General features: G+C 60.1%; 12 protein-coding genes and 1 pseudogene. 6 read left to right on the top strand and 7 right to left on the bottom strand.

Annotation, left to right across the window (positions count from 1 at the left end):
• Positions 1–2 precede the first annotated feature (2 nt).
• Complete coding sequence (locus AC1D2R_RS17430) at positions 3–1916, bottom strand: hybrid sensor histidine kinase/response regulator (protein ID WP_477968766.1); 1914 nt, start codon at positions 1914–1916, stop codon at positions 3–5.
• Positions 1917–2146: 230 nt separating this feature from the next.
• Between AC1D2R_RS17430 and AC1D2R_RS17425 the strand changes: the two are divergent.
• The 6 genes and pseudogenes from AC1D2R_RS17425 to AC1D2R_RS17400 all read left to right on the top strand — a co-directional run.
• Positions 2147–2283 (top strand): annotated as a pseudogene (locus AC1D2R_RS17425) (IS110 family transposase); the annotation flags it as partial.
• Between the two features lie 205 nt (positions 2284–2488).
• Positions 2489–2926: a PPC domain-containing DNA-binding protein gene (locus tag AC1D2R_RS17420; RefSeq protein ID WP_477968764.1), complete on the top strand. Its 438-nt coding sequence runs from the start codon at positions 2489–2491 to the stop codon at positions 2924–2926.
• Between the two features lie 73 nt (positions 2927–2999).
• Positions 3000–3596, top strand: coding sequence for a hypothetical protein (locus tag AC1D2R_RS17415; protein WP_477968762.1), 597 nt, complete (start codon positions 3000–3002; stop codon positions 3594–3596).
• Complete coding sequence (locus AC1D2R_RS17410) at positions 3596–4360, top strand: energy-coupling factor transporter transmembrane component T family protein (RefSeq protein WP_477968760.1); 765 nt, start codon at positions 3596–3598, stop codon at positions 4358–4360. Before AC1D2R_RS17415 ends, AC1D2R_RS17410 begins: the two co-directional genes overlap by 1 nt.
• Positions 4357–5202: an energy-coupling factor ABC transporter ATP-binding protein gene (locus AC1D2R_RS17405; RefSeq protein WP_477968758.1), complete on the top strand. Its 846-nt coding sequence runs from the start codon at positions 4357–4359 to the stop codon at positions 5200–5202. Before AC1D2R_RS17410 ends, AC1D2R_RS17405 begins: the two co-directional genes overlap by 4 nt.
• Positions 5196–5942, top strand: coding sequence for an energy-coupling factor ABC transporter ATP-binding protein (locus AC1D2R_RS17400; RefSeq protein WP_477968756.1), 747 nt, complete (start codon positions 5196–5198; stop codon positions 5940–5942). Before AC1D2R_RS17405 ends, AC1D2R_RS17400 begins: the two co-directional genes overlap by 7 nt.
• A gap of 317 nt (positions 5943–6259) precedes the next feature.
• Here AC1D2R_RS17400 and AC1D2R_RS17395 read toward each other — a convergent pair whose 3' ends face one another.
• The 6 genes from AC1D2R_RS17395 to AC1D2R_RS17370 all read right to left on the bottom strand — a co-directional run bounded on the left by AC1D2R_RS17395 (position 6260) and on the right by AC1D2R_RS17370 (position 12310).
• Positions 6260–6919, bottom strand: a complete 660-nt coding sequence (locus AC1D2R_RS17395) for a peroxiredoxin (RefSeq protein ID WP_477968754.1) — start codon at positions 6917–6919, stop codon at positions 6260–6262.
• 441 nt (positions 6920–7360) lie between these two features.
• Entirely contained in the window at positions 7361–8146 is a 786-nt protein-coding gene (locus AC1D2R_RS17390; protein WP_477968752.1) for an ABC transporter permease, read from the bottom strand.
• Positions 8146–8964 (bottom strand): ABC transporter permease, encoded by an 819-nt coding sequence (locus AC1D2R_RS17385; protein WP_477968750.1) that lies wholly within the window; start codon positions 8962–8964, stop codon positions 8146–8148. Before AC1D2R_RS17385 ends, AC1D2R_RS17390 begins: the two co-directional genes overlap by 1 nt.
• A gap of 30 nt (positions 8965–8994) precedes the next feature.
• Positions 8995–10068 (bottom strand): ABC transporter substrate-binding protein, encoded by a 1074-nt coding sequence (locus AC1D2R_RS17380; protein ID WP_477968748.1) that lies wholly within the window; start codon positions 10066–10068, stop codon positions 8995–8997.
• Positions 10069–10091: 23 nt separating this feature from the next.
• Positions 10092–10940: an ABC transporter ATP-binding protein gene (locus tag AC1D2R_RS17375; RefSeq protein WP_477968746.1), complete on the bottom strand. Its 849-nt coding sequence runs from the start codon at positions 10938–10940 to the stop codon at positions 10092–10094.
• 14 nt (positions 10941–10954) lie between these two features.
• Entirely contained in the window at positions 10955–12310 is a 1356-nt protein-coding gene (locus AC1D2R_RS17370; RefSeq protein WP_477968744.1) for an LLM class flavin-dependent oxidoreductase, read from the bottom strand.
• Positions 12311–12958 lie beyond the last annotated feature (648 nt).

The following is a 12958-nucleotide window of genomic DNA, read 5'->3' as shown; positions in this document are numbered from 1 at the left end:
GGTCATAGCTTCGGGCCCGCCTGTTTCAGCGCAGCCGTCAGTTGAGCCTGTGTAAAAGGCTTCGGCAAGCGCAGGGTGCCGGGATCAGCTCCTGCGGGTAGTTCCGCATAGCCGGTCGCGAGGATCACCGGGATGTCAGGGAATGCCTCCTTGATTGTCGTTGCAAGCTCCGATCCGGTCATGCCAGGCATGGCGTGATCGGTTACCACGATGTCGGGTACGAACCCGCTCTCGAGGAGTGCCAGAGCTTCCTTCCCGGTCTGGGCCTGCGCGGTTTGGTGACCGAGATCCTCCAGCATGAGTACCGTATTCATCAGCACGAGCGCGTCATCATCAACCGCGAGAACTGTCAGGGGCCGGTCCGAAGAGGGGGCCGGCTCCTCTTTTTTCGTTTCCGTTGCGGTCTGGGTTTCTGCATCAACCACCGGCAACCAGAGTTCGGCGGTCGTTCCCTCACCCTTTCGGGACTTCAGAACAAGCTTTCCCCCGGACTGCGCCATCAGCCCCTGGACCATGGGAAGACCAAGGCCGGTTCCTTTACCGATGCCCTTCGTGGTGAAAAACGGCTCCACAGCGCTCGCAAGTGTCTTCTCGTCCATACCTTCGCCCTCGTCCATCACGGAGAGGCATACGTACTCGCCCGCAAGGAGGTCGTCCCGCGATGACGACTTCGGTACGGATCGGTGGGCGGCGGCGATCGTGATGGCCCCGCCTTCGGGCATTGCATCACGCGCGTTGACACAAAGATTGAGCAGAGCGCTCTCGAGCTGGTTCGGATCCGACTTCACCTTCGACAGCGAAATTGGAAACTGCGTCTGAATCGGAATTTCAGGACCAATCGCCCGCTGCAACAGGTCCGCCATTCCACGGACGAGGTCGGTGACGTCGACCGTCTCGAACGACAACTCCTGACGGCGGGCGAAGGCAAGGAGGCGTTGGGTGAGCGCAGCACCGCGCTGGGCGCCCTGGATGGCATTGTCAATCAAGTCGATGACGTCCATCCCCTTGAGCGCGCGCTTGCGCGCCACGTCCAGGCTTGCGAGCACGACCATGAGAAGATTGTTGAAGTCGTGGGCCATGCCGCCGGTGAGTTGACCGAGGGCCTCCATTTTCTGCGCCTGGAGGAGCGCCTCCTGCGCGGCTCGCTTCTCGCTGACGTCGCGTGTGACCTTGGCGAATCCGATGAGCGTGCCGTCGTCCGCGCGGATCGGATCGATGATGACGCTTGCCCAGAAGCGCGTGCCGTCCTTTCTGAGACGCCATCCCTCGCGCTCGAAGCGACCCTCTTCCGCAGCGATGTTGAGCGCGGTCGCCGGAAGTCCTTCCGCCCGATCCTCCTCCGTATAGAACCTCGAGAAGTGCTGTCCGATGATCTCTTCCGGAGCGTATCCCTTGATGCGCTGTGCGCCGAGATTCCAGCTCGAGACATTGCCTTCCAGGTCGAGCATGTAGATCGCATAATCCGTCACCCCCTGCACCAGCAATCGGAACTGCTCCTCGCTGCGCCGGAGCTCGTCTTGCGCCTTTTTGCGTTCTGTCAGGTCGCGGGTGATCTTCGCAAAGCCCAATAGCCTGCCCTCGCGGTCCTTGATCGCATCGATGACAACGTGCGCCCAGAAGCGGCTACCATCCTTGCGGACGCGCCAGCCCTCGTTCTCGAAACGGCCTTCCGTCTGTGCGATATCAAGGGCCCGGCGGGGCAATCCTCGTTCGCGGTCTTCCTCGACATAGAAGGTTGACAAATGCGAACCTAAAATCTCGTGCTCGTTATAGCCCTTGAACCGCTCTGCGCCGGCGTTCCAGCTGCTGACATGGCCTTGTGGGTCCAGCATGTAGATCGCATAATCCGTGATCCCGTCGACGAGGATCCGGTAGCGGTCATCCGGCGGGATCTCGATGGTCGCTTCAGCTAGCATGTAACGTTCCAGACTATGTGCGAGTAAAGTTTGAGAAATAGGGCTGGCGCCCGCGTTAACAACGGCTGCCTTGGCAGCCGGGTGCCGCAGATCGCCAAACATGAGGTAATCGCGGCGCGATCTCCCCCGGCCATTGTCCAAGATGATGGCTGAAACGTGTGGGTTGCCCCCAACAGGATGGAACGGGCTCACGATTGGCACGGGACCAAACACCGATTGGAGGCGCGACCGTGGACCAATATGTCGGCGGGACGTTTCGTTGAAAGCTACTGCGATCTCGATCGGGACAGGAGGGAAAGCGGATCTGGCGGGGAAGTGTCCGTCGGATCCAATTCTTCTGGCAGAGACGATCCGGAACCTCGCGCCATAGGCCAGGCGCGTCGTATTCGACACGGGGCCGTTGTCGACATGGTTCCATCAGGCGCGATGGCCGACGTCATGCACAAAGCATCGCTCAGATTTTCTCCGCCGTCGTCCTATCATAGTATATTTTTTCTATCAATTTAATAGATTTTTCTTAATTCTCGCTCGTGAGGCAAAGCCACATCGGTTTTGCCAATCGAAGGTGGGACATGAGTGACTATGACAAGGCGCCGGCCAGCGGCGCACGCTTTTATGCCATCCGGCTGAAGCCCGGACAGGACGTAGTCAAGGAACTTCGGGCGTTCGTCAACGCCAACAGATTAAAGGCGGTCTCCATCGTTTCGGTGGTCGGAAGCCTGAATACGGCACTGTTGCGATATGCCAACACTGGCGTGTGGGCGGAAGTGAGCGACCACTTCGAGATTGTTTCACTCGTCGGCACGATCGACGAGAAGGGAGAGCATCTGCACATCTCTCTCTCCGACCGCACGGGAAAGACCATCGGCGCGCATTTCGGCGTCGGATCGGCGGTCTACACCACGGCCGAAATCATCCTTGCGGAATTCCCGGATCTTCAGTTCCGGCGCGAACTCTGCCCGCAATCGGGATGGGAAGAACTGATCGTCGAAGAACGTCGGGCGAGCTGATTTTTTGAGCATCGAACGCTAGACCGGCCGGAATGTTCATGCCGGGCGCGTTTTCACATTGGGGGACGAAAACATGACCACAGCCGTAAAAACCTATTTCGACACCAGGATCCTGGCATTGATCGCCGTGGCGATCGTCATCAATATCGTCGGCGGCCAGATCAACGACCTGTTGCGCCTGCCGATTTTCCTGGATTCAATCGGCACCATCCTGGTTGCCGTTCTTGCCGGGCCGATCGCCGCCGCAGTCACGGGCGTCCTGACAAACCTGATCATCGGACTGATCTTCGCCCCGGTCGCGGCTGCCTTCGCCCCGGTCGCTCTGGTCATCGGCCTTGTCGCCGGACTGCTTGCACGGGCAGGATGGTTCAGGACCGCGTGGCAGGCAGTGATTTCCGGCGTGGTCATCGCCGCCGCATTGACGCTGATTGCCGTGCCGATTCAGATCTATATCTTCGGCGGCGTCACAGGCGCCGGCTCCGATTTCTTCATCGCCTACCTTTCCAGCGTCGGCCAGACCTTGTTCAGTTCGGTTGCCCTGACGATCTTCGGGTCGAACGTTGCCGACAAGGTGCTTTCCGCCCTCCTCATCTGGGGACTGGTTCGCCAGCTGCCTGCACGCCTCACGGCTGGCTATGATTACCTGAGATTCAGCAGGGCGGCGGCCTGATGCAGGCCGCATCGCTTCACAGCCCGGGGAAGAGCCTTCTTCACCGGGCAAATCCCTTCACAAAGCTGAGCGGTGTTCTTGCTGTCGTCACGACCGCCTTCCTGCTGCCTTGGCCAGCGCTCTGGCTTTCCAGCGCAGTGCTGCTGATTGCGGCCTTTGCATTCGGGATCGGAGGGACCGTGCTTGGTCGCTATCTCACCCTGTCTTTGCCTTTCACATTTGCCGTGTTCGTATTCCATGGGCTCATCCTGGCTCGCCCCGACGTTCACAAGCTCACGGATTGGCTGTCCTATAGCCTGATCGGTTTCAATCACGCCGCCGTCATCGGGGGCCGCATATCGCTGATGCTGGCGGCATCGCTACTGTTCGTGACCACGACGCCCCCCGCCAGGCTTCTGAATGCGTTCGACGCAGCCCGCTGGCCACCCGCACTCTCCTTTCTGCTTGCAAGCCCATTGCTCCTTATCGACCAGTTCGCCGCGCGAGCAAGCACCATCCGTGATGCCCAGCAGACACGGGGCCTGGCGATCGGGGGCTCCATGAGGGCACGGATTGGGACGCTGCGTATTCTCCTGGTGCCGCTGCTGACCTCCGCTCTTTCCGATGCACAGGAGCGCTCACATCTCCTGACGGCGCGGGGTTTCCGTGCCCTGCCCTATCGTACGGTCGTCAATGCGCCGACCGATACGGTTTTCCAAAGGGCGCTGCGTCTTGGCCTTGCGGCGGTCTGGGTGGCTGAAGTCGGATACCTGTTCTGGCGATGATCGAGATTTGCGACCTTCATTTTGCTTATGGGGCAACCCGGGTCTTGAATGGCGTGGGGCTTCGCATCGAGGCCGGCGAACGCGTGGCCATCCTCGGCGGGAACGGCTCGGGGAAATCCACCCTCGCCCGATGGCTCGCGGCCTGGATGACAGAAGGGGAACAGGCGTCGACCGGCACGGTTCGTTGGCGCGGGCGTCCCTGGCGCGACTACGCCCTGTCTGAGCGGGCTGCGATCGTCCAGCTCGTGGGGCAGTTCCCTACCCAGCATCTCTCTGGCCGCGCGTTCTCCGTCTCGGATGAGATTGCCTTCGGCCCGGAAAACCTGGGCCTGCCGGTGTCGGACATCGTCAAACGCCGCGACCTTGCCATGGAAACCTGCCGGCTGACCCATCTTGCCGACCGAGATCCCTTTACGCTGTCGGGTGGAGAGCAACAGCGGCTGGTGATTGCGGCAGCACTTGCCCTCGATCCCGCACTTCTTATCCTCGATGAGCCCTTCACGAACCTCGATCCGGAATCCCGCATGCAGACAATCGCTGTTCTGCGGAACCTGCCGGTGGCCGTCACGGTGGTGGTGCTTGATACCAGTCCGGATACGGCCCTTGAGCTGGCAGACCGGTTTCTGTTGCTGCACGAGGGCAGCATCGTTGCAGACGGCGGCGCACGCGCGGTCCTCCTACACGCCAGGGCGATCGAAACCCTCGGTCTTCCCGCCGTCGCTCGGTATGTCAGCGAACAGCAACGCCGCAGCCCTCTCCCATGCGCGGAGCTGCTTGTCGGCGATCTGCCGCTGTCCCTTGCCGAAGCAGCAGACTTGCTGACGAGGACAAACGCATGCTGAAGCTGGACGGTCTTTCTTTTGCCTACTCGTCGCAAACGCCATTGTTCTCCAGCATCGTCGCCGATGTTCCTGGCGGACATGTGCTCGCCGTCGTCGGGCGAAATGGCGCCGGCAAAAGCACTCTGGTCGGGCTTCTCAACGGCCTGCTGAAGCCGCAGAGTGGGCACATTCTCGTACAGGGAAAACCGACCGATGGACTGAAGGTCCACGAGATCGCCGCGCTGGTGAGAACGCTGTTTCAGGCACCGGAGCAGCAGCTGTTTGCGGCACGGGTGAGAGACGAGGTGGCCTTTGGGCCGCAACAACTGAAGCTTTCGGCTCCAGCGACCGAGAACCGTGTCGCCGAAGCCTTGGCGCGTACCTTCTTGACGCACCGAATGGCAGATCACCCGCTGGACCTTTCAGCCGCGGAACGGCGGTTCGCAGCATTGGCCTCCGTCCTGGCGATGCGCCCTTGCATCCTGCTTCTCGACGAACCGCAGCGCGGACTGGATCGAATATGGACCGAGCGCCTCGAAGCGATCATCGCTGCCGAACGTGCTGGGGGAAAGTCCATCGTCCTCATCTGCCACGACATGGATTTCGTTGAGCGCAATGCCCAGTCGGTGCTCGCTCTCGGAGAGCCCACGCCCATCCAGCTTCCGACAGCGGAATTCTTCGCCGATGGCCCACGTATCCGCAAAGCCTCCATCGAGCGACCAACACGACTGGCGCTTCAGGATATGTTTTTGCGGGACTAGTCGGCGCAAAGACGGAGGGTCTTTTTGCAACTGCCCGCCAGGTTCACGACGGAAATCGCGAATGTGCCAGTGATCGCTCGTATTCGGACGATGTAGCCTCCAACCGCCCCCTTGCGGCGCCAGATATGAAGAGCCTTCTCCATGTGTCTCGGGGCTCGACTATCTGGCGGGCGCGAGAACGGACCAGCATATTCATGCTTGCCGGACCCCAGGCCTCAATAAGCGGTTGCGGCCGATCACATTGAGACTTGGGTAAAAAGCAAGATCAACTGAGTTGAGGCGCCGCAGCAGCACGAAAAGGCTGTGCTTGGCCAAATTCATGCCGCGGGCTGTTTTGTCTTCCTCAAGTAAGGCAACACCGTATCGAAGGACCCGAAGCGCTCAAGGGCATCCTCGTTGGACACGGCGGCAGTGATGATGACGTCATCGCCCTGCTGCCAGTTTGCAGGCGTTGCAACCTGATGCTTGGCCGTCAGCTGGATCGAGTCGATGGCACGCAGGATTTCGCTGAAATTGCGGCCTGTCGTCATTGGATAGGTTAGAATCAGCTTGATCTTCTTGTCCGGTCCGATGACAAAGACCGAACGCACAGTGGCGTTGTCGGCGGGCGTACGCCCTTCCGAGCTGTCGCCTACGCCAGCGGGCAGCATGTCATAAAGCTTGGCGACCTTGAGCTCCTTGTCGCCAATCAGCGGGTATTCGACATCAAATCCCGTCGCAATTTTGATGTCGCTTTTCCATTTATCGTGGCTTTCCACGGGGTCGACCGAGATGCCGATCACCTTGGCGCCGCGTTTGGTAAACTCGGCTTCGAGGCCGGCCATCGCCCCAAGTTCAGTCGTGCAGACCGGCGTGAAATTCTTCGGATGCGAGAAGAGAACCGCCCAGCTGTCTGCGATCCACTCGTGGAACTGGATCGGTCCCTTGCTGGTATCGGCGCTGAAGTCCGGTGCAATATCGTTGATGCGCAAGCTCATTTTCTGTCCCCTCAAGTGTCTTGTCTTCGTTTCAAATCGGTGTACCTGGAAGCGCTGGATTTGCAGGGCTTCCAACAATCTCCGTCAATGCCGCGACGAGCTCATTGACCATTTGCCGCGCCCGGCCGCGCTTGGCGTTTTCGAAAGCCTGATAGGACGATGTACGAGAGGGACCATGCAAGCGCATCCTGAGGGATGGCAAAAGCTGGTCCTCGTTCAGATCAAGAATTCTACCCTCGAGATCGTTACGCGACACGCCAGATCAGGTAGGTGGGCGACGCGTGCCCGGGTTGCTGACGGGCGGTTCAAACGACCGGCGACACCAACAATCCGAGAGGCCATTCTCATCTCCTAAATGCTTCGAAAATATCCTCCATAAAGGATGTAGACGAAAGCAACCGCAGTTCGAATTTCGGGTTGTGCGAGGAATTTAGTTTCAGGCTAGAGCACCGCTTTAGGCCGCCAGCGCAGCAGGCGATCTTCCAATGCCGTGGCCAACCGGTTAAGCAGAAACCCGACAAAGCCGAGAATAAAGACACCGACCATCACCAGGGCCATGTCGAAGCGCTCCCTGCCCGCGATCACCAGACCGCCGATGCCGGGACCTACCGCAAGAAAATATTCAGCCCCTACTGTCGCCAGCCACGAGTAGATCAGCCCGAGGTGTACGCCCGTTGCGATCGAGGGCATGGCCGATGGCAGGAAGATGCGAAATACGCGTTGGCGCGCGTTGAAACGCAGCGCGTTTCCGACCTCGATCAAATCGGCCGGCGCATTTCGCATGCCCTCATAAGTGTTGAGAACGATTGGAATGAAGGCCGCAAGTGCGACGAAAACGATCTTTGCCTGTTCGCCGAAGCCGAACCAGACCGAAATCAGCGGGATCCACGCGAGTAGCGAGATCTGCTTCAGTCCGTTGAACGTGGGTGTGATCAACTTGTCGGCCGTGCGCGACAGCGCCAGCACAGAGGCGAAAACGACGCCCACCGCGCAGCCGATCAGGAATCCAGCTATGTTTCGCATCAGGCTGAAACCGAGTTCACCGATCAGATCGTTATCAATCAACTCGCGCTTGGCAGTCATCGCCACATCTTCGAGCGACGGTAGAAAACGCGGATCGGCCAGGCCGGTGCGGCTGGATATCTCCCACAGGATCAGCACAAGGATGGGCAAGGTAACGCCCCGGCGCAAACGGACAGCACGATTTGCTGTTGCTTCGGTGACCATCAAATCTCTTCGCGCTTCCAGCGTTGCACAAACAGCTCTGTACGATCCAGACACTTGTCCATGGCAAAGCCGACAATTCCAATCACGATCATCGCGACGATGACCGTGTCGAGCCAGAACATCTGCCTTCCCCAGACGAGCAGGTAGCCGAGGCCTTCCGACGAAGCGAGCAATTCGACGCCGACGAGCGATGTCCAGGCGTGGGTCAGACCATAGCGAATGCCGGTGAAGATGGAAGGAATGGCACCGGGAAGAACGATGAAGCGCAGCGTCTGCCATCTGCTGAAGCGGAGTGCCCTCCCCACCTCGATATACTTCGGTGGGACGCTGCGGATCCCCGAAAATGTATTGAGCGTCATCGGCACAAGCGCGCCCTTGGCGATGATGATTATTTTCAGCGTTTCGTCGATGCCGACGAGCAACATCAGCAATGGTATCCAGCCGAGCGTCGGTATCTGGGCAAAAGCGAGGAATAGGGGTTTAGCGTAGTCCTCGACCCGTTGTGAAAGCCCCATTGCGATTCCGAGGGTGAGACCAGCGAGGGCGCCGAAGGCAAATCCGATGACCACGCGCTGCAGGCTGATGCCGGCGTGGTGGAACAGTTCGCCGCTTGAAACCATGTCCCGGGCGGTCTGATAGACCAGGACTGGCTGCGGCAGGATCTGTTCTGCCAGCCAGCCCCTTTCCGATGCGACCCACCACAGGAGAACCAGCGCCAATGGGACAATCGCAGCCGTCAAGCCGGAATAGATTTTCCGGCGCCATGTCGACGGAAGGCGAATGCCGGCATGCCCGGCAGTTTCAAGAGACATAGCCATGCCGGCCTTCCCAGATGAAGCGTTTCGAGGTCAGGAGGCCAGCGGCTTTCCGTCCGCACCGTAAGGCTGCCAGAAGGATTTAAGGCCCAGCCGTTCGAGCGCGTTGTTGAGGTATTTCGGTTCGAACCAGCCATTGAGATCGATATCACGCCGGATCAGCCCGTATTCCTTGCTCTTGACCGCCTGCTCCTGGTACTGCGACAGCAAAAGGTCATCGATCAGCGGTGAGTTGCGATAGGCAAGCTTGTCGTTGCGGAAATATTCCTCGAGGATCGGGATCGCCGTGCCTGACTTGTGCCAGAGTTCGAAAAGAGCCGCGCGGTTTGGTTCATCTGACGACCATTTGGCGGCTTCGACAAAGGCATCGACCACACGCTGCGTGATCTCGGGATGCGCCTCGATGAATGCCTCACGGGCGACGATGCCCGCATTGCGGCCGAAGCGCGGATCGTCGCCCTTCGTGGTGTAGATCACATCGGCACTTCCCTTGGCCGCAAGGTTGATCAACTGCGTATCGCCGAAGGCCGCATCTATGTCCTTGCTGGTCAACGCCGCTACGGTCCCGGCACTGTCGAGATTGACGACGTGCACGTCGCGCTCCGTCAAGCCGTGCGCCGAGAGGATCTTGATGGCTGCCAGGTGGCCGTTCGTGCCGCGCTGCAGAGCGATCTTGCGTCCCTTCAGGTCCTCGATTGTCTTGATCCCGGAATCCTTTGCAACCGCCAGATAGAGCGGCTTTCTCGCCCCGCTTGCCAAGAGGTACTTTGTCTTCAGCCCCGTTGCCCGGCCGATCAGCGATGGAAGATCGCCTTGGTAGGCGAAGTCGAGCTGATCGTTGGCAAAACCTTCGTTGACGGCCGGCCCGGCGCCCTTGAAGAAGGTCCATTCGATCTTGATGTTGGGATCGTCGGCAAATTCTTTCTCCAGATACTCGCCGGCGCGTGCGGTTGCAGCGGAGGTGCCTTCCGAGTAGGGGCGGTTATCGACACCGATGGCGGCATAGCCGACATGAATGGTGAGCGGCTCTTCGGCATGTGCGCTGGTCAGAAAGCCGAGCGCCAAGGCGACACCGACCGCGAGGTTGCAAAGGGATGCGAGTTTCATTCGTTTATCTCCGTTTGATTGACTTAGCCAACTGCTGCGATCGAAGGGCGGCGATCGGGCACCTCGCGCTTCTTGTCGGGCGCGCCCGAGAATTCCGGCCCTGCGGACTGCGATATTGCCGGGCTGTTGAGGCTCTCCAGGACGCGATTGCGGATGCTGGCAAGTGCAGGCGACGTGCGCTCGCGGGGACGTGTCAGATTGACGGGGAAGACTTCGCGGATGCGGCCGGGCGCCGACGCCATCACGACAACACGGTCGCCGAGATAAACGGCCTCCTCCACATCATGGGTCACGAGCACCATGGTGATCCGCTCCCTGGCCCAGATTTCCTGAAGCTCATCCTGCAACCGGGCCTTGGTGATCGCATCGAGTGCCCCGAAAGGCTCATCGAGGAAGAGGACGTTTGGTCGATTGACAAGCCCGCGTGCAATGCCGGCCCGCTGCGCCATGCCTCCCGAAAGTTGATGCGGATAGGCGTCGGCGAAGCCGGACAGCCCAACCAGCTTCAGATGCTCTTCCACAAGCCGCTTCTTCTGCGCCCGGCCAAAGCCGGAATTTTCCAGGCCGAGCGCGACGTTGCGCGAAACGGTGAGCCAGGGAAAAAGCCTCGGCTCCTGAAAAACGATGCCGCGATCGAGGCTTGGGCCCGAGACCGTCTGGCCGGCATGGCGGATCAAACCGTCAAAGGTGGTATCGAGGCCGGCGCCAAGGCGCAGCAGCGTCGATTTTCCGCAGCCGCTGGCACCGACGACGCTGACGAATTCACCTTCCGCGACATCGAGACTGACATTGTCGAGGGCCGTCAGTTGACTGCCATTCACGCTGAATCGGCGCGTCACGCCACGGATCTCGAGATGGGTTGGATTGCTCATCAGTGGCTCCTCGCTCATTCGGCTGCGATCTGCGCAGACGCCGGGTGTTGGGGAACCCGCAGGCCGAGATTTTCGCGCAATGTGCGGCCTTCGTAGTCGCTGCGGAAAAGACCGCGGCGGCGTAGCTCGGGAAGGACGTGCTCGACGAAGTCATGCAGCCCCACGGGCAGGTGCGGCGGCATGATGTTGAAGCCGTCGGCAGCCCCCGTGGTGAACCACTCCTCCATTCTGTCCGCGATCTGAACCGGCGTGCCGACGATCTGGCAATGGCCGCGGGCACCGGCGATACGCAGATAGAGATCGCGGATGGTGAGGTTTTCACGCCGCGCGAGATCAAGGAGCAGCTTCTGGCGGCTTTTGCTGCCGTTGGTCTCCGGCAATTCAGGCACCGGACCATCCAGCGGATATTGCGAGAGATCGAGCGACCCAGCCATGCCGGCGAGCATGGAGAGACCGACGGCAGGGTGGATGAGGTCCTGGATCTGCTTGAACTTTTCCTGCGCTTCCTCCTCGGTTCGGCCAACGACCGGGAAGATGCCGGGCATGATCTTCAGGTCATCCGCGGCGCGGCCGTATCGAGCGAGCCTGCCCTTGAGATCGGCATAAAAGGCACGGGCGTCCACGATGGTCTGGTGTGCCGTGAAGACCACCTCGGCGGTGCGGGCGGCGAGCTCCCTTCCCGGCTCGGACGACCCGGCCTGCACCAGCACGGGATGCCCCTGCGGCGCGCGGGAAACGTTGAGCGGGCCGCGCACCTTGAAATGCTTGCCCTTGTGATTGAGGACATGCTGTTTGTCGGGATCGAAATAGATGCCGCTTTCCTTGTCGCGCGGGAACGCGTCTTGCTCCCACGTGTCCCAGAGGCCACGCACGACATCGGCGAATTCCTCGGCTCGTTCGTAACGCTCGGCGTGCGCGTAGTGCTCGTCGCGCCCGAAATTATGCGCTTCGTGCTCGCTGGAGGACGTAACGAGGTTCCAGCCTGCCCTGCCGCCGCTGATATGGTCGAGGGAGGCGAACTTGCGGGCAATATGATAGGGCTCGTTGTAAGATGTCGAGGCGGTCGCGACAAAGCCGATATTGTTCGTGACGGCGGCAAGCGCCGACATGAGGGTAATCGGCTCGAATTGCGCGACATAGCGAATGGCCGTGCGGCTCAGCGCCTCGATATCCGTTCCGCGGGTGCCGACGCCGTCTGCCATGAATATCAGGTCGAACTTCGCCGCTTCGGCAAGCTGCGCCAGTGCGATATAGTGCGAAAAGTTCGATCCCGCATCCGCCTGGGCATCCGGATGGCGCCAGGCAGCGACGTGGTGACCGGTCGGATAGAGAAAAGCTCCAAGCTTGAGCTGGCGTTTTTGACCGGTCATGGTGAGCTCCTGGCATTTGGACCAGGAAAGGTTACCACCTGCCGATTTAATCTATAGAAATTATATTCTATATAGTCCCCTCTGGGCGATTTAGTTGCCGCGCAACCTGTCGATTACGCGGATAAAGTTCCGGACTTTCCACGCAGCGCGTTGAAGCCGAAGTCACGGGTGCGGACAAACCCGACCGACCCGATTTCACGTCTCCATCTGCCACTTTTTGGGAGCGCTGCGCTTAAAGACGGTCACGCATGGGGGCCTGAACACCGACCTACGCGAAATCGTGGGCGCGCCTTATGTGAAGATATCCCTTCGAGCCGCCCAGACCGCGGTATCGGCAGGCACATCGATTTCGAGCGTTCCACCGTCATCCGTAGTTGCGAGAAGCCGGCGTGAATCCGGTCTGTCGAAAACCCGTGCTATCGTAACCGGCAGGCCGCTCCGATCATCGCCTGACCATATCACGTCGTTCGGTCGGAAAGCAGATCGGCAGGTCCATCGACACAACCTGGCGCCGGAATGACCGACCCCGGCAAGAGCCACTCCACCGGCAGCGACAGTGGGTCGATATAATTCGCCACCAGGTTTCAAAAAGTGAGCGGTGGCACTTTGAACCTACTTGCCCTCTGCTCGGGCAGATAACGCCAGACC

This window comes from Rhizobium sp. P1_C7, from assembly GCF_056406295.1.
Note: the sequence above shows the minus strand (reverse complement) of the source record. Positions and strands in the feature narration are given on the sequence as shown.

Coding starts and splice junctions, on each gene's coding strand:
- AC1D2R_RS17430 (WP_477968766.1), bottom strand. CDS start 1,916: ATGCTAGCTGAAGCGACCATCGAGATCCCGCCGGATGACCGCTACCGG.
- AC1D2R_RS17420 (WP_477968764.1), top strand. CDS start 2,489: ATGAGTGACTATGACAAGGCGCCGGCCAGCGGCGCACGCTTTTATGCC.
- AC1D2R_RS17415 (WP_477968762.1), top strand. CDS start 3,000: ATGACCACAGCCGTAAAAACCTATTTCGACACCAGGATCCTGGCATTG.
- AC1D2R_RS17410 (WP_477968760.1), top strand. CDS start 3,596: ATGCAGGCCGCATCGCTTCACAGCCCGGGGAAGAGCCTTCTTCACCGG.
- AC1D2R_RS17405 (WP_477968758.1), top strand. CDS start 4,357: ATGATCGAGATTTGCGACCTTCATTTTGCTTATGGGGCAACCCGGGTC.
- AC1D2R_RS17400 (WP_477968756.1), top strand. CDS start 5,196: ATGCTGAAGCTGGACGGTCTTTCTTTTGCCTACTCGTCGCAAACGCCA.
- AC1D2R_RS17395 (WP_477968754.1), bottom strand. CDS start 6,919: ATGAGCTTGCGCATCAACGATATTGCACCGGACTTCAGCGCCGATACC.
- AC1D2R_RS17390 (WP_477968752.1), bottom strand. CDS start 8,146: ATGGTCACCGAAGCAACAGCAAATCGTGCTGTCCGTTTGCGCCGGGGC.
- AC1D2R_RS17385 (WP_477968750.1), bottom strand. CDS start 8,964: ATGGCTATGTCTCTTGAAACTGCCGGGCATGCCGGCATTCGCCTTCCG.
- AC1D2R_RS17380 (WP_477968748.1), bottom strand. CDS start 10,068: ATGAAACTCGCATCCCTTTGCAACCTCGCGGTCGGTGTCGCCTTGGCG.
- AC1D2R_RS17375 (WP_477968746.1), bottom strand. CDS start 10,940: ATGAGCAATCCAACCCATCTCGAGATCCGTGGCGTGACGCGCCGATTC.
- AC1D2R_RS17370 (WP_477968744.1), bottom strand. CDS start 12,310: ATGACCGGTCAAAAACGCCAGCTCAAGCTTGGAGCTTTTCTCTATCCG.